Origin of the sequence: Halogranum gelatinilyticum (genome assembly GCF_900103715.1) — an archaeon.
In the GTDB taxonomy this organism is placed as follows: domain Archaea; phylum Halobacteriota; class Halobacteria; order Halobacteriales; family Haloferacaceae; genus Halogranum; species Halogranum gelatinilyticum.
The window spans coordinates 415,805-436,614 of record NZ_FNHL01000003.1 but is presented as its reverse complement, the minus strand read 5'-3'; the positions used below and the strand labels follow the sequence as shown (position 1 = coordinate 436,614).

The following is a 20,810-nucleotide window of genomic DNA, read 5'->3' as shown; positions in this document are numbered from 1 at the left end:
TTCGACGTTCGACGTTCGATGTTCGACGTTCGACCTTCGACGTCTCGCTACTTCCCGAGCACCGTCGCCAGCGCGTCCATGACGTGGTCGACCTTCTCGACGTCGGCGTTGTAGCCCATGTGGCCCACCCGGAGGATGTCGTCCGCGAGGTCCGCCAGCCCCGTCGATAGGACGACGTCGTGCTCCCCGGCCAGTTCCTCCTGGACCGCCTTCGCCTCGCCCGGCAGATGGAACGCCGTCACCGTCGGCGCGCTCCGCTCGGGGTCGGGGTAGAGGTCGAGTCCCAGCTCCGCGCCGCGCTCGCGACAGCGTTCGGCCGCCTGCTCGTGGCGGTCGTAGACCGACTCGACGCCCTCCTCGTGGAGCATCGTCAGCGACTCGTCAAGCGCGGCGACGTTGGCGACGAGATGCGTGTAGGGGAACATCTCGCTCGTGTCTCTCCAGGGCAGGAGGTTCGTGTAGAGCGACGTCGGGTCGCGCTCCTCGGCGACGTCCCACGCGCGGTCGCTGACGGCGACGGTCGTCAGCCCCGGCGGCGAACTGAACGCCTTCTGGGAGGCTCCGAGGTTGATGTCGATGTGTTCGCTCGGAACGGGCGTCCCGCCCAGCGAGGAGACGGCGTCGACGACGGTCAGTACGTCGTGCTCGTGACAGCGTTCGAGCACCGGTTCGATGTCGTTGAGCGTTCCCGTCGGCGTCTCGCAGTGGACCATCGTGGCGAGCTTGTAGTCGCCGTCTTCGAGTGCTGCCTCGACGCCCGCCACGTCCAGTGGGTCGGTATAGTCCGCGCCGACGAGCGTCGGTTCGCCGCCGTAGCTCTCGACGAAGTCGGCGAAACCATCGCCGTAGAGACCGTTCGAGACACACAGCACCTCGTCGCCCGGAGCGACGGTCGAGGCAATGGCGGCTTCGAGACCGAGGATGCCCTCTCCGCCCATGACGATGACGTCGTCGTCGGTGTCGTAGACGCGCTGGAGGTTCTCGCAGACGTCGTCGTAGGTATCGAAGAAGGCCTGTTCGACGTCAGGGTTCGGCATCGGTTCGCTCATCCGCTCGCGGACCCGCGACGGCACCGCCGTCGGGCCGGGTGTCATCTGCATGGTCGCGCTTGCGTGGCGGACGGCTTAGCCGTGGGGGGTCTGTCGGCTCTGCTGTCGACTTCGTCGCCCGTCGTCGGCGACGACTCTCAGACGGGAAGGCACAAAAGCCCGCTATCCCTCACCATCCCCATGAGCAAACTCTCGCCCGCGGACCTCGACCGCTACATCTTCTCGCGGACGGGCGCGGCCAGCGACGACCTGCTCGTCGGTCCCGGCTACGGCGAGGACGCCGCCGCCGTCGCCGTCGACGAGGGAACGATGGTCGTCAGCACCGACCCCATCTCGCTCGCCGCCGAACGCATCGGCACGCTCGGCGTCGCCATCGCGAGCAACGACGTCGCCGCCTGCGGCGGGGTTCCCGAGTGGCTGGTGAGTACAATCCTCCTGCCCGAACCGGACGTCGAAAGCCTCGACGAGATCACGCGACAGCTCGACGCCGAAGCCGAGCGACTCGGCATCACCATCGTCGGCGGCCACACCGAGACCGTCGCCGGCCTCGCCCGGCCCTTACTTTCGCTGACGTGCATGGGACCGGCCGACCGCTACGTCCCGACGTCCGGGGCAGAACCGGGCGACGCGGTCCTTCTGACGGAGGGTGCGGGCATCGAGGGGACAGCCGTCCTCGCGACGGACTTCCGGGCGGACCTCGAAGCCAGCGGCGTCGACGCCGACACCGTCGACCGCGCGGCGGGTTTCTTCGACGACATCAGCGTCCTTCCCGAGTCTGTCGTCCTCGCACCCGTCGCCACCGCGATGCACGACCCGACGGAGGGCGGCGTGCTCAACGGACTGGTCGAACTCGCCTGTGCCTCGGGGGTCCGTATCTCGCTGGCCGCGGACGACGTCCCCGTCCGCTCCGAGACGCGGACGCTCTGTGACGCGATGGGGGTCGACCCGATGCGAATCCTCGGCTCGGGGGCGTTGCTCGCGACGGTGCCCGCCGACGCCGCGGCCGAGGCAGTCTCGGCCCTCGACGCGGAAGGAATCGAGGCGACCGTCGTCGCGACGGTCGAGGAGAGCGCGGCAGACGGTGCGAGCGAGGGCTGTGTGGTCTACGACGGCCAGCAGTACACGGGTGGCGTCCGCGACGATATGTACGACCTCTGGGAGTAGCGCGGGAACTCAGAGCTCGTCTTCCGACGGCTCGTCCCACTTCGCGTTTTCGTCGACTGGCTCCAGCGCGTGACGGATCTGTTCTTCGGTGTAGTCGACGTCGCTGAGCACCATCGCCAGCCGTTGCCAGCGCGCACTCGTCTCGCCCTCGCCCTCCGGGCCGACGCGGGCACCGCGGGTCTTGAAGAACTCGGTGCCGCGACCCTTTCGCTTGCCTTCGCCGGTGTGACCGTCGAAGACCGCGTCGAACTCGCCGCCGACGTCGAGGTCACCGACCGGGAAGTCGTGCGTCGGCGTCTCGCCGCGCTCGAAGGCTTCGGCGCGCTTCTCGGCGACCGCACCGAAGTACGCGTCGGCGTTCGACGCCTCCCGCGACGACTGCGCCCGCGACGCGGCGAGCGCGCCCTGAATCCCGCAGAGTCGGCCACGCCACGTGTCCATCCCCCACTCCTCGGCGAGTTCCTCGTAGTGGGCGATGTGAAGCGCGACGTCCTGCCCGGCACGGAGGTCTTCGACGACGTAGAGATTCAGCCGGTCCCAGAGGTTCCAGCCGAAGCCCGAGCGGGCGAGTTCCCACGCGGCCCATGCGGCCACCTCGTCGTCGCTGCGACGGACGGCCTTCTGGAGCAGGCTGGAGACGACGTAGCGGCTGTAGCCGCCGTTCGTCTCGTCGCCGTCTTTCTCCTCGCCGAAGTCGTTTTCACCCGTCGCCTCCGGCGGCGTGTCGGTCTGCAGCTCCCCGTCGTTGCCGAACGTGGCCTGTCGGTCCTCGCCCATGCCCGAGTCGACGACAGCCCCGGATAAATCGGCTGTGGCCTCGCTCGCTCCGTGAAAACCGGGGACACCGAGCGACCGAATGAGAATTCTTAAGTTTCGGACCGGACTCTGTTTCGGTAGCCGCTCTTAGCTCAGCCTGGCAGAGCAGCCGACTGTAGATCGGCTTGCCCCCCGTTCAAATCGGGGAGAGCGGACTGAACTTCAACACCAGCGAGCAACGCGGAACCGAAGGTTCCGCTGGCAGCCGGTGCTGTGCGCCGGCGACGACAGCGAGCGGTGTTGAATGTGAAGGACTCCTCGCACCGATTTGAGCCTGCAAGTCACAGCCCGCGGAGCCGAGCGGAGCGAGGCGAGCAGGAATGTCTTGCTCCGTTCAAATCGGGGAGAGCGGACTCGATTCTCTCGGCGCAACGTGAACGAGCTCCTCAGCCTTGGATACTGACTTCTGCGTCGAGACCGGCGCGTTCGACCGCCGTCCGAATCGTGCGCTCGACGTCGACAGCCGACCCGCTGAGGTTGTCGACCAACTCCGCCGCGGCGGCGGTGTCGACGGTGCCGAACTTCATCACGTAGAAGAACGGCTGGTTCGTCGGGTTGACAGCGACGACTTCCGCGGGCGACCCGTCGCCGTGGACGAACGACCCGTACACGTCCTCGCCGAGGTCGCCGCCGACGAACGACCACCAGAGGTCGTCCTCCTGGTGTTGCGTCGACTGGACGACCTGTATCTCCGCCGTCGCCTCGGCCACGTCGAGCGGCATACTGGCGACGACCGGGCCGTCCCACTCCTCGTCGGCGACGGCGCGCCGCCAGAGGTCGACCGCGAAGTCGGGCGAGCGTTCGACGCCCGTCACGAGGACGAGTCGGAGCGGGTCGACGATGTCGAGATCGACGAACCGGCCGGGCTGTCCCGGGTGGAGACTCGCCTTGAGCAGGTTCCCCGGTTCGACGGCGTCGACGACGTGCTGGAGGTCCCCACCGTACTCCTGCGAGGAGACGGTGAGCGTGTGGCCGACCGTGACGTCCGCCGGGATGTCGACGTCCTCACCGGTTGGTCGGACGAGCAGTTCGCCGCGGGCGTCGCTGCGGCCGACGACGCGCCACGTGCCACGCTGGAGTTTCACGAGCGATCACCGACGGTACTGACGAGTGAATAGACCATTCAAACAGGATGGTTCGCCAGAAGCTTAAACTAGCTGTCACCGCGCGCTACTCGCGGCCGCCCCAGACACGCTTGTCTTCGACGAGCCTGACCGTCATGTCGCCGTCGATAGTCACCTGACAGGAGAGCCGCGGATAGCCGAAGCGGTCGGCGAGGCGGTCGTGCCAGTGGTCGGCTTCCGGCCCGTCGTGGAGACGAACGCCGCAGGTGGCACACAGCCCCCGACCTCCACAGTTGAGCCGCTCGGTGAGTGCCGAATACGGCGAGAGTCCGTGGTCGAGCAGGAGGTCACGGAGGACCGTCCCACGGGTCGCGGTGAGGGCGGTCGTCGTGTCGCCGTCGACGACGGTGACCGTCACCGTCGACTCGTCGCCCGAAGACCCGTCTGACTCGCTCATCGACTGAACTCTCGGCTCGCGTACACTTCACCGTGTTGGCACTCGGCTTGCCCCCCGCAGCCGTCGGATTCCCGGCAGAACCGGTAAGGATATCCTATACATCTGAGGAATTAAGAAGCTCTGTTTCATATATGGTACCATGCCACACGCCAGCCCCCGGATGGCGGTGCAGCAGGTACGGGTCATCCGTCAGATGAACGACCACGGCGCGATGACGGTCGAGACCGTCGAGACCAACGCGACGCGCCACGTCGTCGAGTACGCATCGCCGACGCTCCGGCGGACGCTCGCGGCCCTCCCGGTCGGCGCGACGGTCCCGCTGGTCCTCGAACCGCTCGGGACGCGGGCGAACGTCTGGCGTGCGACCCGACTGACCGCCGAACCGTCGGCGTCACCCTCGGCGGGGTCGCCGACGCCGCTCGTCGACTGACCGGTCGCTGACCGCCGTCGACCGATCGCTCGCTGACCGACCGCTTGTCGACCACTCGTCGACGGACCGCTCGCCGATTGACCGCTCGAAGTCGCGGCAATCCCCGCACCGACCCGCGCGTTTTCACGGCTTGGACGTTCCCCCTCCGTATGAGCGAGTTCAACCACGAGGTGGACATCACCGTCCGCTATCGCGACCTCGACCCGTGGGGCCACGTCAACAACGCCGTCTACGTCACCTATCTCGAACACGCCCGCGTCGACTACCTCGACGCCGTCCTCGACGTCGAACTCGAAGACATCGACGTCGTCGTCGCGAATCTGGAAATCGACTACGAGCAGTCGATCACCATCGACGACGACGTGACTGTCGCGATGGGTGTCTCGAACCTCGGTACGTCGAGTTACACGATGACCTACGAGGTCCGCGTCGGCGACGACGTGGCCGCGACCGCCGAGACGACGCAGGTCGTCATGGACCGCGAGACGGGCCGCCCGACGCCGATGGACGACGCCCACCGCGAGACCCTCGCCGCGTTCGAAGGTCTCGACTGAGCGTTCACTCCAGCCGTTTTCCGTCACCCACGTTGTGCTCCGTCGCCTGCATCCTTTCGGTCGCCCGCACCGTTTCCGTCATTTCCTTCGTCTCTACCGTTCCGCCCTCTCCGGGTTTTCTTCGCCACTCCCTCCCACAGCGGCAGCCGGTGGACACTGTTTTATACTCGCTACGGTATTCTCCGGATATGACTCCGGGAATACTCGAAGAAACTCCCGAGACGACGCTCGTCGAAGGGAGCGAGCGCGTCCTCCACATCGGTCGGGACCGACCCATCCGCATTAGTTCGGGCCACCGACTCATGCACCACGACGGCAAGTGTAGCAGGCCGCACGGCCACAACTACGAGATCTCCGTCCGCGTCGTCGGCGACCTCACCGAGGAGGGCTGGGTCGTCGACAAGGGTGACGTCACGAGTATCATCGACCGCTGGGACCACCGGTTCCTCCTCGAAGAGGGCGACCCGCTGGTCGACGCCTTCGAGTCGGCCGGCGACGGCGACGCCGTCGTTCTGTTCGAGGCCCCGCCGACAGCCGAGGTGATGAGCGTCGTGCTCGAACGGCGTCTCGCCGAGGAACTTCCGGACAACGTCCGCGACGTCTCGGTACAGGTGTCGGAGACGAGCGAACTCTGTGGCGGCGCGTTCTGATGCCCGTCACCTCCTCCGTCGACCGACCCGACAGTGCCCCCGAGGGCGACGCCCTCCCCATCAACGAGCTGTTCGTCTCGTTGCAGGGCGAGGGAACCTTGGCCGGTGTCCCGAGCGTCTTCGTCCGTACCAGCGGCTGCAACCTCAGATGCTGGTTCTGCGACTCCTATCACACCTCCTGGGAGCCGACGCACGCCTGGATGACCCTCGACGAGATCGTCGCGGAAATCGGTTCCTTCGACGCCGACCACGTCGTCCTCACGGGCGGCGAGCCGCTCGTCCACGACTCGGCACAAAAGCTCCTGCGGCAGCTCGACGCCCTCGGCTACCACACCACCGTCGAGACGAACGGAACGGTCGTCCCCGACGCCGAAACCCCTCTCGACCTCGCCAGCGTCAGCCCGAAACTGGCCTCGTCGACGCCCACCGTCGAGAAAGACCCGAAGGGCGAGGGCGAGTGGGCCGACCGCCACGAGGAACGTCGCATCGACATCGACGCGCTGGCAACCCTGGCCGAGCGCTACGACCGGCAGTTCAAGTTCGTCGTCACCGGTCCCGACGACATGGATGAGATCGAGTCCGTGCTCGCCGACGTCCGCGCCGCCGCCCACGTCGAGATTCCGGATACGGACGTCCTGCTCATGCCCGAGGGACAAACCCGCGAGCGGCTCGCTGAGACCAGAACTGTCGTCGCCGAACTCGCCCTCGAACACGGCTACCGCTACACCCCCCGCCTCCACGTCGACCTGTGGAACGACGCCCCCGAAACCTGATTCGACCCACGACCCACTCACAATGACCGACACGACCAACACGACCGACGAGACCGCACAGAAACGCGCCGTCGTCCTTCTCTCGGGCGGTATGGACAGTGCCACCGCCGCCTACGAGGCCAAGGCGAACGGCTACGACATCTACGCGCTGCACACCTCCTACGGCCAGAAGACCGAGGCCAAGGAACTCGCCTGCGCCGAGAAACTCGCCGACGACCTCGGCGCGAAGGACTTCCTCCACATCGAGACGAGCCATCTCTCGGCTATCGGAGCATCGAGCCTCACCGATGACGAGATGGCCGTCGAGGACGCCGACTTGGAGAGCGACGAGGTGCCCACCTCCTACGTCCCGTTCCGCAACGCCAACCTGCTCTCGATGGCCGTCTCCTACGCCGAGGCCAACGACTGCGACGCCGTCTTTATCGGCGCGCACAGCGAGGACTACTCGGGCTATCCGGACTGCCGCCCCGAGTTCTTCGAGGCCTTCGAGGCGATGGTCGACGTCGGCACGAAGCCCGAGACGAGCATCTCACTGGAAGTGCCATTCGTCCACGACTCGAAGACCGAAATCGCGCGACATGGCGTCGACCTCGGCGTCCCCTTCGAGCACACGTGGTCCTGCTACCGCGCCGAGGAGCCAGCGTGCGGCACCTGCGATTCCTGTGCCTTCCGCCTGCAGGCGTTCCAGAATATCGGCGTCCGCGATCCCATCGCCTACGAGGAACGGCCGCAGTACGTCGACGCCGAGTAAACTCCGACTCGTCGAGTTTACCAGCCGAGCACCACTTTTCTCCCTGGCCTGCGAACGGCAGTCCATGAGCGACGAGAAACGCGACACAGCTGCGAGTTTCGGCGGCGCGGCCGAGGACTACTTCGAGAGTGCCGTCCACCGCGAGAGTGACGATCTCCGGGTGCTCGCCTCGTGGTGTGCCGACGCCGACCGCGCGCTCGACGTCGCCACCGGCGGCGGCCACACCGCGGGTGCCATCGCCGCGGCGGGCGTCCCGAACGTCGTCGCGAGCGACCTCTCGCCGGAGATGCTCGCCGTGGCGACCCGCGAATATCCCGTTCAGGGAGCACTGGCCGACGCCGAAGACCTCCCCTTCGCCGACGCCTCGTTCGACGCCGTCGCCTGTCGCATCGCCGCCCACCATTTCCCCGACCCCGAAGCCTTCGTCGCGGAGACCGCCCGGGTGCTCGAACCCGGCGGCGTCCTCGCCTTCGAGGACAACGTCGCCCCCGCGGACGACGAGCTGGCGACCTTTCTCAACGGTGTCGAGAAACTGCGGGACCCGACGCACGTCGAACTCTACTCGGTCGCGCAGTGGCGCGACTGGTTCGAGCGCGAGGGACTCGCAGTCGAGGCGGTCGAGACGGCGGCCATCACCCTCGACTTCGAGGACTGGACGGCACGGACGAACGTCTCCGAGGCGGATAAAGCCGAACTCCGCCGTCGCTTCCGCGAGGCACCCGACGGCGCACACGAGCGGTTCTCGGTCGCCTTCGACGACGAGGGAGACGTCGTGTCGTTCGCTAACCCGAAGGCACTGATTCGGGCGCGGAAGGTCGACTAAGCCGCGGGTTCGGATTCAGACTCAGATTCAGATTCAGGTTCGGGTTCGGTCTTGGTCTCAGTCTCGGTCTCGGACTCCACCAGCACGACGCCCGTGACGACGAGCAGGCCGCCCACGACGGTCACGGACGTCACCGGCTCGCCGAGCAGCGCGGCACCGAGCACGAGCGTCATCGCCGGTTCGACGGTGCTGACGATGCTTGCCCGACTCGCGCCGATACGGCGCATCCCGGCGAAGAAAGTGAAGATGGGCACCGCGGTCGCAACGAGGCCGACGCCGACGACGAGTGCCCACTCGGTCACTCCTGTCGGGAGTGAGAGCGTCCCCGTGAGGCTCCCGTACCCGAGAAAACTCACGGCGGCCGCGGGGACGACGTGGGCCGTGAGCGTCGGCGAGTCGACCGTCTCGAGGGCTGTCCGACTGACGGTGATGTAGCCTGCGTAGACGACGGCTGCACCGAGGACCACCGCGACGCCCCGCAGATCGACCCCGGCGGCGTCGCCGCCAGTGATGAGCACGACGCCACCCAGTGCCAGCCCCAGCGCGGCGACCGTCCGGCGGGTCACCCGTTCGTCGAGCGCGACGACGGCGAGACCGACGACTACGACGGGATAGGTGAAGAGGACGATGCCCGCGAGGCCGGCTGTCAGATACGCCAAGCCCCAGAAGTACAGCCCGCTGACGGCGGCGTAACCGAGCGCGCCGAGACCGAGACCGACCGCGAGGTTCCGGCCCGTCAGGACTCGGAGGTCACCACGCAGCCCGAGCCAGCCCCAGACGGCGGCCGTGGCCACGAGAAAGCGGAAGGCGAGGACGGTCGGAATCGACAGCCCGGCGTCGGCGGCGAGCTTGCCGAAGATGCCGAGCGTCCCGAAGCCCGTCGCCGAGAGGAGCACCAAGCCGACTCCCGTCCGGTCGCTCATACCGGCTCTCTCGGAGACAGGGAGAAAACCGCTCGCATCTCTCCCTTCGGTTGCCTGCCACCGAGTCGCAAACGGTAAACGCCCGACTGCCGAGATACGGCTGTGTCGTCGCTCTCGACTCGGCTTGACCATCCGACCGCCCCGCTCGTCGGTCTCGCCGTCGCGGTCCTCGCGGTGAGCACGAGTGCCATCCTCGTCACGTGGAGCGAGGCTCCGAGCCTCGTCAAGGCCTTCTACCGCGTGCTCTTCACGACGCTCCTCCTCGCGCCCTTTGCGTTCTCCCGGCACGCGGGCGACTTCGCCCGCATCCGGCGACGCGACGTGCTCGTCGCCGTCGCCTCGGGTGTCGCGCTCGCACTGCACTTCGCGACGTGGTTCGAGAGCCTCAACTGGACCACCGTCGCCGCGAGCGTGACGCTCGTGCAGGCCCAGCCGCTCTTCGTCGCCGTCGGCGCGTGGGCACTGCTCGACGAGCGCGTGACGGGCCGCACCGTCGTCGGCATCCTCGTCGCCGTCGCCGGGATGGTCGTCATGTCCGTCGGCGACCTGCTCTCCGGTGTCGCCGTCGCCGCCCCCCGACCGCTCTACGGCAACGCCCTCGCCGTCGTCGGCGCGGTCACCGCCGCGGGCTACGTGCTCGCGGGGCGGTCGCTCCGCCAGCGGATCGCGCTCCTCCCCTACGTCACGGTCGTCTACAGCGTCTGCGCGCTCGTCCTCCTCGTGCTCACCGTCGCCGAAGGCCACGCCCTGCTCGGCTATCCACTCCGGGAGTGGCTGCTCTTTCTCGGCATGGCGGTCGGACCGGGGCTGTTCGGCCACACGGTCATCAACTGGGCACTCGCCCATCTCGAATCCAGCGTCGTCAGCGTCTCGCTGCTCGGCGAGCCGGTCGGCAGCACGTTGCTCGCGCTCGTCCTCCTCGGGCAGGTCCCCACGCTCGCGACCGTCGTCGGCGGCGCGGTCGTCCTCGGCGGCATCTACGTGACTGCGGGCAGTCGGAACGAGCCGTCTCCCCCGGAGCGCTCGCCGTCGACGGAGGTCTCGGGGGAGAGTTGAAGGGTTGAACGGGACGCCACGCCGACAGCGTCAGGAGAAGCGACGGGAGGCGGCACGGACGCCCACACTCGCCTATTCGAGCAGCCGCTTCGTCTCGCGGTGGCGGTAGCGGAACATCGGCTCGAAGCCGACGACGGCGAACGGTCCGGCGAGGTCGCCCAGTCCGCCGAGCGGCAGGTCGTACTCGACGGTGTCGTCGACGACGGTGCCGTCGCCGTCGGCAGTGAACTCGTGGGTGTGGACCCACGTCTCGAACGGCCCGCCCTGCATGTCGTCGCGGAAGACCGCGTGCTCGTCGCCCTCGTCACGGGAGATGATGCGCGACGTCCACGTCTGTCGCGGGCCGACGCCGAAGGGTCGCATCGACATCCGCACCTGCGCGCCCTGTTCGAGCAGCTCGGGGTCGGCCTCGCCGTCGGGACCGCGGACGGCCTCGACGCGGAGGTTCATCCAACCGGGCGTCAGGGCCTCCAGCCCCTCGATACGCGAGTGGAAGTCCCACACCTCGGCCAGCGGCGCGTCGACGCGCACCTGTCGGTGGTAGGTCGGCATAAGTAGGGGAAGGGACGCCGACGGCAAAAGCCCACCCGCCCCGGCGGTCCGTGCCGATTCACCCGCCCAAAGAAATTTGTCAGCCGCACGTCGACTTTCCGGTATGGTCCCGCTGTTCGGTTCCATCCCTGGCGGTCCAGAACTGCTCATCATCTTCCTCGTCTTCCTGCTCGTGCCAGTCCTCGGCGCGGCGGTCGGCTTCTGGATCTACCGCGACGCCAAGGGTCGCGGCGTCCCCTACGCCCCGGCGTGGGCCGTCGGCACCGTCGCGCTGTTCTTCGCGGGCTTCATCCCCGGCCTGCTCGCGCTGGCGGTCTACCTCTATATGCGCGAGGAACTGGCCGGTCAGGCTTCCGTCGCGTAGTCCGACTCTCGACCGCTGAAAAAAGCTGCTTTTGACGCCGCTCTGTCTAGAGCGTGAAGCGTCGGACCGTCGTCCCGGCTTCGCGCAGGTCCGCGTCGCTGGCGGCGGCGACGGTGACCTGGTTCTCGCCGTGTTCGATGCGGACAACGGCCTCGAACTCGCCGTCGTCGGGTTCGACGAGTACCGTCTCGGACGGCGTGCGAATCGAGACGACCGCGCCGTCAGTCTCGCCCATCACTTCGAGATGGTCGCCGCTGAAGCGCGTGTCGACGCGGAGCGACGGCCCGTCGGGGCGGTCGCGCTCGACGTAGCGGTCGTAGACGAACGCGGGCATCTCGACCGGCTTCCCGGCGTCGATGCCGTGGGCGAGTCGGACGTACTGCGCCATACTCCAGGCCAGCGGCGTCGCCGACCCGGTCCCCTCGCCGAACTCCCAGTTGTACTCGGTGGCGTGCTGGCGGTCCCAGACCTGCTCGGCGAGCATCCGTCCGGAGTTGGCGAAGCCCTCCATCGTCCGCAGGAGGTTCGTCGGGTCAAGGTCGCCCTCGTCAGTCCCGGCGAGCAGTTCGTACTCGCCGCGCTCGCCGGTGAAGATGGGCCACAGCCGACCCTTGCCCTTCGTCTCGACGGTCCACGGGGCACCTTCGGCACCGACGCCCTGCTCGCCGTAGCCGTCGCCGTTGTAGCGGTACCACGCGGGCCCGTACGGCGTATCGATGCGGATGGTCTCGTCGTACTCCGTGATAGTGTTCAGGATGACGTCGTCGTCGTACGGCTTGATTCCCAGTCGCGTGAGTTCGAGGAAGCCGCCGTCGATGATCTCGCGTTCGTCGAGCGTCGGCCCGGCGTTGGCGAGCGTCCGCAGATGGCCCGCCTCGGGATCGCCGTCGCGGGTGACGCGGACGTAGTAGGGAGTGTTGTCGTGCAGTTCGGTGCCGGTCTCGGTCGCGGTCCACTCTTCGATGTTGGCCGTCCACTCGTCGGCGAGTGCGAGCCAGATGAGCGCGTCGGCCTCGTGACCGTCGTCGAGACCGATGGCCGCCGCACACGCGAGTCCGGCGATCTCGGCGGCGATAGAGGAGGGCGAGTAGCCCGCCTCCTCCTCCCACCGCTCTTGGGCGGTCTCAGGCCCGTTGCGGGCGACGTAGTCGGCACTGGCTTTGACGTTCTGGAAGTCGTAGCTCGTGTCCTCGAAGTCGACGCCCGACTCTTTGAGCATGTAGGCCATCACCTGTGGGAAGGAGATGTTGTCCATCTGCTCGCCACCCCAGCGGGTCCGCCCGTTGAGGTAGGTGTTCTGCGGGATGAAGCCCTCGTCGTCCTGCTGGAGGGTGTAGATATACTCCAGGGCGTCGGTCGCGGTCTTCAGGTCGCCGATGGCCCAGAAGACCGTAAAGACCTGATAGAGGTCGCGCGACCAGACGAAGTTGTAGCCGTACCCCTTCGACTCGTCGGCGGAGACGGCCTCGCCCCAGGGGACCGACGGCGAGGCGATGCCCGCCCCGAGGAACGTCTTGTCCTCGACGGCACGCAGCCCCATCAGCGCGGCCTTGTACTGGTTCGCGAGCGCGTCCTCTCCCTCGATGGCCTCGGGGAGCGGCTTGTCCGCGAGGAACGACGCCCACGAGTCGAGATACGCGGTCCGCACCGTCTCGTAGCTGCGAGTGAGTGCCCCGACGGCCTCACCGAGTGCGGCGGCGGTGTCGGCGTTCTCCGCGAAGCCGAGCGCGAGCGTCTCTTGGACCTCCGTCCCGCCGCCGACGCGTCCCACGAGCACGACGTTCTCGTCGTCGACGCGCTCGCGGGAGTCGGGCAGTTCGCCCTCGCTGAACAGCTGTGCGAGATACTCCGAGCCAGCGACGCCGACGGTGGCCCAGTCGAACCGCTCCGTGGCCGTGAGCGCGACGGCGATACTGTACGGCTCGCCGTCCTCGTCGATGAGCAGCGGGTCGTCCTCTTTCCCTTTGTCGTAGGCGGTGGCGTCGCGGGCGACGAGATGGTGGCGACCGGGCTGGCCCAGCCGGAGACCGCGGTCCTTCGTCCCGGTATTCGTCAACGCCGTGTCGCCGATGACGTAGACCTCGTACTCGTTGTCGTCGTGGGCCTCGAACTGGAGTTCAGTGAGCAGCGCGTCGTGTTCGGGGTCGACGGCGTACTCGACCTGGAGCGTCCACTCGTGGCCACGGCCGTCGCCCTGCTCGCTCGTCGTCTGCCGGAAGAGCAGCGCGTCGTCGTCGGCCATCTCCGCGCGCCGCTCGATGGTGTCGGCGTCGTCGTCACGGCGGGTCTCGTTGTGCGTCCGGGCCGTGTACTCGGCCTTCGGGTCCGTGTCGACGACGAGGAAGTCCATCGTCCGCAGGTTCATCAGGTCGACCCGCGGGAACCGGACCTCCGTCAGCGCGCCCTCGGTGAGGGTGAACCAGACCCGCGAGGGGTCCTCGTCGCCGTGGTCGGCGACGGTGCCGACGCCGTACTTCTCGCCGGTCGTCCACCGCGGATGCTCCGCGGGGCCGGACGGCGACTGCTTCGCCGACGGTAGTGCGTCGTACTCGCGGAGGAGCGCGGTCGTGTGCAGGCGGATGGCGTGCGACCAGCCGAGCGGGGCCGCGCTGTCCGGCGTCCCGTCGTCGAACACCTGTTCGGCGAGATAGCCCGCCGTCGTACACAGCGGTCCGTCGCGGTCGATGAGTTCGTACAGTTCGCCCGCGCGCTCGAACAGCGTCTCGGCTTTCGCGTCGCGACCGAACTCCTCGAGAAGCACGCCGAGTTGGGCCGCCGCGTTGGCTCCCCAGCCGGTCGAGACCGACCAGACCTTCTCGTCGTCCTGTCCCTGACTCCGCCAGTAGTCCTCTTCGAAGCGGGCAAGTCCGGCGACCGGCGTCCCCCGCGGGTCACGGAACAGCCCGTCGATGACGTTCTCGACGTGTGTCGTCAGCCGGTCGAGGTCGTCGCCGGTGATGCCTTCCAGCGAGTCGTAGCCGGCGATCGCCTCCACGAAGGCGAACGTCGCCGAGTCGTAGCGGTCGTCGAGATGACCGCCGTCGAGTCGGAGACCGTATATCTCCTTGTCCTCGACCCAGAACTCGTCGAGTGCCTCGTAGACCGTCTTCGCCTGCTCGTGGGCGTGTGTTCGGAGGTTCTCGTCGACAGGGGCACGAGCGACCGCGGTGTACGCCTTCAGGAAGGTGGCAGCCGTGTGGCTGAAGCGGCCGTTCATGTTCTCCCAGAGGTTCTGACACCGCTCGGGAAGCCCGTCGTCTTCCAGCGAGTCGTCGAGACCGGTGATTCCCGTACGGATCGTCTCGCGGATCTCGCTCGTCAGGTCGTGGGAGAGTCCGTTGCCGCGTTCGCGGAGCAGGCGGGCGAGATAGGCGAGGACGCTCGCCGTCTGGTCGGCCTGGTACTCGGGGCTGTCGGCCCCCTCGACGCGGGCGTGTGCCCAGCCGGGGGCGAGACTTCCGTCGACGGCCCAGACGCGGTGAGGCCACGTCCCGTCGGGCTGTTGGGTGTCGCAGTAGAACTGCGCGCTCGTCTGGAGGTCCTCGTCGACCCGCAGGTCGAGGAGGTGGTCGACCTCCATCAGATACGTGGCGACCTCCGCGTCGTCGCGGAACCAGGTGAAGCCGTAGCCGCCGGAGTTGGTGAAGAAGGGGTCGAACTCCGGTCCGGCGATATGCGCGCCGGTCGGCGCGGTGAGCAAGGAGAGCACCCGCAGGTCGGCGCGGACGAGGTCCGAACGCGGCGCGTTCTCGGGGACGTTCACCTCCGTCCGCTGGCGGCCCGCCCGTCGCAGGGCGTCGGCGTTGGCGTGGTGGTCCGCACAGTGACGGAGGTCCGCGAGGGCGTCCTCGCGGCTGATCGACTGGTGGTCGGAGAGTTGGGTGACGAGCGTCGTCTGGGCGGCCCGCCCCTCGCGTTCGAGCGGGGCACTGACGACGACGTCGCCGCTGAGGTGGGTGTCCTCGTAGCGGTTGAGGACGGCGTCGCGCGGGAAGTCGAAGTAGCCGTCCGAGAGCATCTCGTCGAACCGTTCGGGGATCTGCCCGCGGACGTCGTCGAGACCGGTCGAGGCGGTGACGTAGTCGTGTTCGTTGCGGTGGAAGACCTCGACGGCTTTCGTCCCGTTGGGACCGCCGTTCTCGTGGATGAGGCGGCCGACCTGCGTCTCACGGCCCTCGGGGGCGAAGGTGAGAAAGGCCGTCAGATGGGCGTCGGCCGGGATCGCGCCGCGCAGTTCGACGTGGGTGACGTGTGCGCGGCCGAGCGTGAGGTCGTACTGGTGGACGGTGAAGCCACCGGCGTCGTACTCCGTCTCGACGACGTTGGTCTCGCGGTAGTAGTGTTGGCGCACCGAGTCGAGTTCGTCGAACCAGTAGGTCTCGTCGTCGGTTTCGATGCCAAACCGTGAGCGGTCGATGCCGTACAGCCCCGACAACGAGGAGGAGTAGTCGCGGATGTAGCCACCGGGGTCGACGTAGACAAGCCGGTCCCCGTGGCCGGAGAACGCGCCCGCTGCGGTCGGGCACTCTTCGGGGAAGCGTGCCCCCCGCATCCGTTTGTATTCGTTCAGCGCGGTTCGCAGTCGCATAGACGCACTGGCGGGTTCCACTACTTAAATCCTGCCGGAATCCGCAAGATGAGCAGCGCGAAATCAGCCGACAGAGCGGCTTCACCCCGGTTCAGTCGGTCGGTTTTCCCGCCGGTATTTGTCGGGGTGTGTCTGCTTTTCGTATAAAGGTGTTCACCCGTCGTTGACTACAGGTGTATACAATACTTTGCAAAGGAGAAAAACCAAAGTAGCGTTGATGGTAGTGTTCCAGTATGCATCACCCTGGTCCGCCCCGGTTCGCTGCCGTGGGCGACACGCTTGAACTCGCGCCGCGGGACCCGGACCCCGGCGCGACGTACAGTTGGCACGTCAAAAGTGCACCCGTAACCAGTCAGGCGACTCTCGGCACCGACGACGTCGAGGAGTTCACCCCTGACGCACCCGGTACTTACGTCATCGAACTCGACGCCCCCGACGGCGTCCACGAACTCACCGTCCGCGCGTTCCCCGGCTCGCTCCGCCCCGTCGGCGGCACCGGTCTCGGTGCCAGCGGCATGAGCGGCATGAGTGGCTGGAGCGGCGTCTCGGGCGTCTCCGGTGTCTCGGGCATCTCCGGTCTCTCCGGCATCAGCGGCTCCGGCAGCGGGGCACGTGGTGCCGAGAAGGAAGGCGAAGGCGGCCGTCCGCGCGTCCAGCTGCACGGCCGCGTCGAGGGCGACACCGTCGTCGTCGAGGCCCATCCGCAGCCGCACCCCCACAGCAAGCTCTCGCCCGACGACCTCGACGTCGAGTTCCTGCTCGACGACCGCGACGCGGTCGACCGCAGCGAGGTCACCATCGAGGGCCGCGAGGTCCACATCCCGATCTCGGCGTTCGACGAGCGGATCCGCGTCCACGGCGTCGCCATCGGCGAGTCGTACTCGGTTCCGGACTCCGTCTCCGTCGAGAAGGCCGGCGAGTCCGTCTCGGTCGTCCGTCTCAACGACCCGCCGGAGTGGTCGAAGGAAGTCACGCTCTACGAGATCTACGTCCGCGGCTTCGCCTCCGACGACGACGAGGCCGACAACACCTTCGAGGCACTGACGAAGCGGCTCGACTATCTCGAAGAGCTCGGCGTCGACTGTCTCTGGCTGACGCCCGTGCTCCAGAACGACGACCCGCCGCACGGCTACAACATCGTCGACTTCTTCGACATCGCCGAGGACCTCGGCACCCGCGAGGACTACGAAGCCTTCGTCGACGCCGCCCACGACCGCGGGATGAAGGTGCTTTTCGACCTCGTGATGAACCACTCCGCGCGCGAACATCCGTACTTCGAGGACGCCTACCAGAATCCGGACTCCGAGTACTACGACTGGTACGAATGGCAGGACAACGGCGAGCCGGGCACCTACTTCGACTGGGAACTCATCGCCAACTGGAACTTCGAGAACACGAAGGTCCGGCGGTATCTCCTCGACGCGGTCGACGAGTGGATGCAGGTCGCCGACGGCTTCCGCTGCGACATGGCGTGGGCCGTCCCCAACGCCTTCTGGCAGGAACTGCGCGACCGTGTGAAGTCCTACGACCGCGACTTCCTGCTCCTCGACGAGACTATCCCGTACATCGCGGACTTCCACAACGGGATGTTCGATATGCACTTCGACACGACGCTCTACTTCACGCTCCGGCAGGTCGGCAACGGCCACGAGGACGCCGACGCCATCCTCGACGCTATCGAGCAGCGCGCCGAGGTCGGCTTCCCGGACCACGCGTCGTTCATGCTCTACCAGGAGAACCACGATGAGACGCGATACATCGTCGAGTGCGGCGAGTCCGAGGCGATGGCGTCCGCGGGCGCGCTGTTCACGCTCCCCGGCGTCCCGATGCTCTACGGCGGCCAGGAACTCGGCCAGCGCGGCCGCCGTGACGCCCTCGCGTGGGAGCACGCCAACGAGGGACTGCGCGACCACTACGAGACGCTCGTCGAGACGCGCAACGAGGTCGACGCCCTCGGCTTCGAAGGCGAGTTCCGTCGCGTCGACTACCAGTCCGACTCCGACCGCGTGACGACCTTCGTCAGACAGAACGGTGGCGAAGGCTACGTCGTCGCACTCAACTTCGGTTCCGAGCCCGCGACCTTCTCGGTCGCCGAGTCCGTCCTGACGCGCGACGCCGTCTCCGGCGAGGACGTCCTCGTCGACGGCGAACTCACGGTCGAGGACGTCGCCGTCCTGCCGATTCAGGACTGAGCCGTCGCCGGTGTCACGGCCGTCGACGACGACGGCCGGTCATCCGTCGCTGGCGACGCCTCGCCCGGTACTGCATCGCCGACAGACCACATTCACAGCCACAGACACTACCACATGAGCCAAACCTACGGAGAACCCACCCTACTCGAAGCCCAGACGCAGGACCTCGTCGACTGGCACGACGAGACCCTCGCCGAACACGACGACAGATTTGAGGCGATGAAAGAGATCGTCCAGCGACTCGGCGCGCACTACACCGACGGCCGCGCCGAAGTCGGCTTCTGGACGCCCGAACTGCTCGACGCGGACGTCCCTGACTCGGACGTCTACCTCGAAATCCTCACGCCGACCGAGGACGTCGACCCCTACGGCCACGACTCCCTGTCGTTCCACCGCGAGCGCGTCCCCCTGCAGCGAAACGGCGAGTTCCACTGGGGCGTCGTCGAGGGCATGAAGCCCGGGACCCGCGAGGCACTCGGGTCGCTCTACCAACTCGCCTACGAGCACGACGGCGAGTGGCACACCGTTCCCGACCCCGTCGCCTACTCGGTGCCGTTCGGCGCGTTCGCGCCCGCCGAACTCTACGACATGGAGAAACTGGACGAGGAGCGCGCGGACCGCGACTACTTCCAGGCCTTCGGTACCGACGAGGAGCGTATCTCGACGACCGAGGACGACGGCGTGCCGCGCGTCGACCCGGCGACGAGCATGGTCGAGATTCACCCCGGCACCGCGACCGAATCAGGGTCGCTCGGCGGCCTCGCCCGCCAGTACGAGGACATCGGCGAGACGCTCCGCGCGGGCGAGGACCTCACACCCGCCGAGCGCAACTTCGTCGGCTACGACGCCATCCAGGTGATGCCGGTCGAACCCATCACCGAGAACGAGGACATCCACGACTTCTGGTCCGTGGAGACCGACGACGACGAGGCCGAGAAAATCGAGGTCAGCGTCGACCGGCCGGATATGATCAACTGGGGCTACGACATCGTCATCTCGGCGTTCTCGGCGACGAACCCCGCCATCCTCGAGACGGGCCGTCCCGACGAACTTGTCGACTTCATCGCGACGTGCCACAACCTCCCCGAACCGATCCGCATCGTCTTCGACATCGCCCTCGGCCACTCCGACAACGGCGGTCTGCAGCTGCTCAACGACTACTACTTCGAGGGTCCGGGGATGTACGGCCAGGAGCTGGAGTATCCCCACCCCGTCGTCCGCGCGGTGCTCCTCGAAATGCAGCGCCGCAAGATGGACTTCGGTGCCGACGGCATCCGCGTCGACGGCGCGCAGGACTTCACGAACTGGGACCCCGAGTTGGAGGAGAGCATCCACGACGACGACTATCTGGCCGAGATGGACCACATCGTCCAGGAGGTCGCGGGCCAGGAGTACCGCCCGTGGATGATCTACGAGGACGGCCGCCCGTGGCCGCGCGAGGACTGGGAACTCGCCTCCACGTATCGCGCGCTCATCGAACAGCATCCCCACTCGTTCCAGTGGTCGCCCATCACCTTCGCGCACAACACGCCCGCGCTCCTCACCTTCTGGGCGACGAAGTGGTGGCGCGTCCGCGAGGTCGCGGACTTCGGCGGCAACTGGCTGACCGGCGTCGCCAACCACGACACCATCCGGCGCGGCACGCAGATCGACCCGACGGTCGAATTCAACCAGTCGCCGGTGAATCCCTACCTCGGCGACGACTACCCCGAGACGCTCGACGAGGCCTACAACAACCCGGCGTCGTCGATGCTGTTCCACTGTATGCTGCCCGGCGTCCCGATGGACTTCGTCCACGCCAACATGCGCGCCCCGTGGGGCTTCGTCCGCGACACCGACTCAGTGTGGAACGTCAAGGTCGTCTCCGACGAGTCGAAGTTCCTCTACTGGCAGGTGCGCGACGAGGACTTCGAGAACCCCGCGCACTTCCAGCGTATCAAAGACCTCGGCTTCGAGAGCCGTGACGGCCTCCAGACGTTCATGGAAGCACTGTCGTCGACGGTCAAGGCGACGGACTACGACCTCGACGTGATGGCCGATATGCTGTCGGCGATGGACCAGCCGTTCGGCGACGACCTCTCGGCGGCCGACCTCGAAGCCTACGCCTACGCGTGGATGCAGGACGTCCACGACTTCGCGAACCTCTCTCACTGGCACGACTCGCAGGACGACGAGCGGACCGCCTTCGACCTCTCGGTACGGGAGTTCCGCCAGGAGCGCGAGTGGCTTCTAGACGACCTTGACTACGACCGCGAGGACTTCGGCTACGTCCATCCGACGGAGGGGACGGTCCTCTACTACGGCCTGCGCGAGTCGCCCGACGGCGACGAGCAGGTGCTGTTCGCGGCCAACATGGAGGGCGTCCCGGTCGAGGTGTCGCCGGCGTTCCTCCGTGAGGAGCTGGAGGTCCCGCTGGCGACCGAGGGCTGGGAGGTCGAACTCGCGGCTCCGGGCGTCGACGACGCAACCGACGACTTCGAACTCGCGAACAATCAGGCCGTCGTCTGGACGCGCGAGCTGTAGGAGTTCGAGACCGCTCCGTCCGCCTCCGTGCTCTCAGCACCGACTCGTGTCGTCTGAACGAACGTTTTTGAGCCTTCGCCT

At 67.3% G+C, this 20,810-nt stretch carries 18 protein-coding genes and 1 tRNA gene; 12 read left to right on the top strand and 7 right to left on the bottom strand.

The window, feature by feature from the left end:
- Positions 1–47 precede the first annotated feature (47 nt).
- On the bottom strand, positions 48–1,100 hold the full coding sequence (locus BLR57_RS13545; RefSeq protein WP_089698374.1) for a pyridoxal-phosphate-dependent aminotransferase family protein: 1,053 nt from the start codon (positions 1,098–1,100) through the stop codon (positions 48–50).
- Positions 1,101–1,229: 129 nt separating this feature from the next.
- Between BLR57_RS13545 and BLR57_RS13540 the strand changes: the two genes are divergently transcribed.
- Positions 1,230–2,213: an AIR synthase family protein gene (locus BLR57_RS13540; protein WP_089698373.1), complete on the top strand. Its 984-nt coding sequence runs from the start codon at positions 1,230–1,232 to the stop codon at positions 2,211–2,213.
- A 9-nt stretch (positions 2,214–2,222) separates the two neighbouring features.
- On the opposite strand, the gene BLR57_RS13535 is transcribed toward BLR57_RS13540, so the two are convergent.
- Positions 2,223–2,990 carry a hypothetical protein gene (locus BLR57_RS13535; protein ID WP_089698371.1) on the bottom strand — a complete coding sequence of 256 codons (768 nt, stop codon included), beginning with the start codon at positions 2,988–2,990 and terminating at the stop codon, positions 2,223–2,225.
- A 120-nt stretch (positions 2,991–3,110) separates the two neighbouring features.
- Between BLR57_RS13535 and BLR57_RS13530 the strand changes: the two genes are divergently transcribed.
- Positions 3,111–3,184: transfer RNA gene (locus tag BLR57_RS13530), tRNA-Tyr, on the top strand.
- 231 nt (positions 3,185–3,415) lie between these two features.
- Here the strand turns inward: BLR57_RS13530 and BLR57_RS13525 are convergent.
- Together BLR57_RS13525 and BLR57_RS13520 are read right to left on the bottom strand one after the other, a co-directional pair.
- The gene (locus BLR57_RS13525) at positions 3,416–4,114 is read right to left on the bottom strand and encodes a hypothetical protein (RefSeq protein ID WP_089698369.1); all 699 of its coding nucleotides are present in this window, start codon (positions 4,112–4,114) and stop codon (positions 3,416–3,418) included.
- An 85-nt stretch (positions 4,115–4,199) separates the two neighbouring features.
- Positions 4,200–4,550 (bottom strand): 2Fe-2S iron-sulfur cluster-binding protein, encoded by a 351-nt coding sequence (locus BLR57_RS13520; protein WP_089698366.1) that lies wholly within the window; start codon positions 4,548–4,550, stop codon positions 4,200–4,202.
- Positions 4,551–4,689: 139 nt separating this feature from the next.
- On the opposite strand from BLR57_RS13520, the gene BLR57_RS13515 reads away from it, so the two are divergent.
- From BLR57_RS13515 to BLR57_RS13490, 6 genes are all read left to right on the top strand, one after another.
- A complete protein-coding gene (locus BLR57_RS13515) occupies positions 4,690–4,980 on the top strand; it encodes a DUF7999 family protein (RefSeq protein ID WP_170830642.1) in 291 nt (96 codons plus the stop codon).
- 149 nt (positions 4,981–5,129) lie between these two features.
- Positions 5,130–5,534 carry an acyl-CoA thioesterase gene (locus tag BLR57_RS13510; protein ID WP_089698363.1) on the top strand — a complete coding sequence of 135 codons (405 nt, stop codon included), beginning with the start codon at positions 5,130–5,132 and terminating at the stop codon, positions 5,532–5,534.
- Between the two features lie 188 nt (positions 5,535–5,722).
- Positions 5,723–6,184: a 6-pyruvoyl trahydropterin synthase family protein gene (locus BLR57_RS13505; protein WP_089698360.1), complete on the top strand. Its 462-nt coding sequence runs from the start codon at positions 5,723–5,725 to the stop codon at positions 6,182–6,184.
- Positions 6,184–6,957 carry a 7-carboxy-7-deazaguanine synthase QueE gene (locus tag BLR57_RS13500; protein ID WP_089698358.1) on the top strand — a complete coding sequence of 258 codons (774 nt, stop codon included), beginning with the start codon at positions 6,184–6,186 and terminating at the stop codon, positions 6,955–6,957. Before BLR57_RS13505 ends, BLR57_RS13500 begins: the two co-directional genes overlap by 1 nt.
- Before the next feature lie 22 nt (positions 6,958–6,979).
- A complete protein-coding gene (gene queC / locus BLR57_RS13495; RefSeq protein ID WP_089698356.1) occupies positions 6,980–7,708 on the top strand; it encodes a 7-cyano-7-deazaguanine synthase QueC in 729 nt (242 codons plus the stop codon).
- 64 nt (positions 7,709–7,772) lie between these two features.
- Positions 7,773–8,531, top strand: a complete 759-nt coding sequence (locus BLR57_RS13490) for a class I SAM-dependent methyltransferase (protein ID WP_089698355.1) — start codon at positions 7,773–7,775, stop codon at positions 8,529–8,531.
- On the opposite strand, the gene BLR57_RS13485 is transcribed toward BLR57_RS13490, so the two are convergent.
- A complete protein-coding gene (locus tag BLR57_RS13485) occupies positions 8,528–9,454 on the bottom strand; it encodes a DMT family transporter (RefSeq protein ID WP_089698353.1) in 927 nt (308 codons plus the stop codon). The genes BLR57_RS13490 and BLR57_RS13485 overlap by 4 nt on opposite strands.
- Positions 9,455–9,556: 102 nt before the next feature.
- On the opposite strand from BLR57_RS13485, the gene BLR57_RS13480 reads away from it, so the two are divergent.
- Positions 9,557–10,510, top strand: a complete 954-nt coding sequence (locus BLR57_RS13480; RefSeq protein ID WP_089698351.1) for a DMT family transporter — start codon at positions 9,557–9,559, stop codon at positions 10,508–10,510.
- 72 nt (positions 10,511–10,582) lie between these two features.
- Here BLR57_RS13480 and BLR57_RS13475 read toward each other — a convergent pair whose 3' ends face one another.
- A complete protein-coding gene (locus BLR57_RS13475) occupies positions 10,583–11,062 on the bottom strand; it encodes an SRPBCC family protein (RefSeq protein WP_089698350.1) in 480 nt (159 codons plus the stop codon).
- Positions 11,063–11,165: 103 nt separating this feature from the next.
- Here BLR57_RS13475 and BLR57_RS13470 point away from each other — a divergent pair, with 103 nt between their 5' ends.
- The gene (locus tag BLR57_RS13470; RefSeq protein ID WP_089698347.1) at positions 11,166–11,426 is read left to right on the top strand and encodes a hypothetical protein; all 261 of its coding nucleotides are present in this window, start codon (positions 11,166–11,168) and stop codon (positions 11,424–11,426) included.
- 46 nt (positions 11,427–11,472) lie between these two features.
- Here BLR57_RS13470 and BLR57_RS13465 read toward each other — a convergent pair whose 3' ends face one another.
- Positions 11,473–16,014: a DUF7997 domain-containing protein gene (locus BLR57_RS13465; RefSeq protein WP_089698346.1), complete on the bottom strand. Its 4,542-nt coding sequence runs from the start codon at positions 16,012–16,014 to the stop codon at positions 11,473–11,475.
- Between the two features lie 233 nt (positions 16,015–16,247).
- On the opposite strand from BLR57_RS13465, the gene malA reads away from it, so the two are divergent.
- Both malA and gghA read left to right on the top strand, forming a co-directional pair.
- A complete protein-coding gene (malA, locus tag BLR57_RS13460; RefSeq protein ID WP_089698344.1) occupies positions 16,248–18,206 on the top strand; it encodes an alpha-amylase MalA in 1,959 nt (652 codons plus the stop codon).
- A gap of 114 nt (positions 18,207–18,320) precedes the next feature.
- Complete coding sequence (gene gghA / locus BLR57_RS13455; protein WP_089698342.1) at positions 18,321–20,729, top strand: glucosylglycerol hydrolase; 2,409 nt, start codon at positions 18,321–18,323, stop codon at positions 20,727–20,729.
- Positions 20,730–20,810 lie beyond the last annotated feature (81 nt).

Excerpts from the sequence above, each read along its gene's own strand:
- BLR57_RS13545 (WP_089698374.1), bottom strand. The coding sequence starts at position 1,100 with ATGCAGATGACACCCGGCCCGACGGCGGTGCCGTCGCGGGTCCGCGAG.
- BLR57_RS13540 (WP_089698373.1), top strand. The coding sequence starts at position 1,230 with ATGAGCAAACTCTCGCCCGCGGACCTCGACCGCTACATCTTCTCGCGG.
- BLR57_RS13535 (WP_089698371.1), bottom strand. The coding sequence starts at position 2,990 with ATGGGCGAGGACCGACAGGCCACGTTCGGCAACGACGGGGAGCTGCAG.
- BLR57_RS13520 (WP_089698366.1), bottom strand. The coding sequence starts at position 4,550 with ATGAGCGAGTCAGACGGGTCTTCGGGCGACGAGTCGACGGTGACGGTC.
- BLR57_RS13515 (WP_170830642.1), top strand. The coding sequence starts at position 4,690 with ATGCCACACGCCAGCCCCCGGATGGCGGTGCAGCAGGTACGGGTCATC.
- BLR57_RS13510 (WP_089698363.1), top strand. The coding sequence starts at position 5,130 with ATGAGCGAGTTCAACCACGAGGTGGACATCACCGTCCGCTATCGCGAC.
- BLR57_RS13505 (WP_089698360.1), top strand. The coding sequence starts at position 5,723 with ATGACTCCGGGAATACTCGAAGAAACTCCCGAGACGACGCTCGTCGAA.
- BLR57_RS13500 (WP_089698358.1), top strand. The coding sequence starts at position 6,184 with ATGCCCGTCACCTCCTCCGTCGACCGACCCGACAGTGCCCCCGAGGGC.
- queC (WP_089698356.1), top strand. The coding sequence starts at position 6,980 with ATGACCGACACGACCAACACGACCGACGAGACCGCACAGAAACGCGCC.
- BLR57_RS13490 (WP_089698355.1), top strand. The coding sequence starts at position 7,773 with ATGAGCGACGAGAAACGCGACACAGCTGCGAGTTTCGGCGGCGCGGCC.
- BLR57_RS13485 (WP_089698353.1), bottom strand. The coding sequence starts at position 9,454 with ATGAGCGACCGGACGGGAGTCGGCTTGGTGCTCCTCTCGGCGACGGGC.
- BLR57_RS13475 (WP_089698350.1), bottom strand. The coding sequence starts at position 11,062 with ATGCCGACCTACCACCGACAGGTGCGCGTCGACGCGCCGCTGGCCGAG.
- BLR57_RS13470 (WP_089698347.1), top strand. The coding sequence starts at position 11,166 with ATGGTCCCGCTGTTCGGTTCCATCCCTGGCGGTCCAGAACTGCTCATC.
- BLR57_RS13465 (WP_089698346.1), bottom strand. The coding sequence starts at position 16,014 with ATGCGACTGCGAACCGCGCTGAACGAATACAAACGGATGCGGGGGGCA.
- malA (WP_089698344.1), top strand. The coding sequence starts at position 16,248 with ATGCATCACCCTGGTCCGCCCCGGTTCGCTGCCGTGGGCGACACGCTT.
- gghA (WP_089698342.1), top strand. The coding sequence starts at position 18,321 with ATGAGCCAAACCTACGGAGAACCCACCCTACTCGAAGCCCAGACGCAG.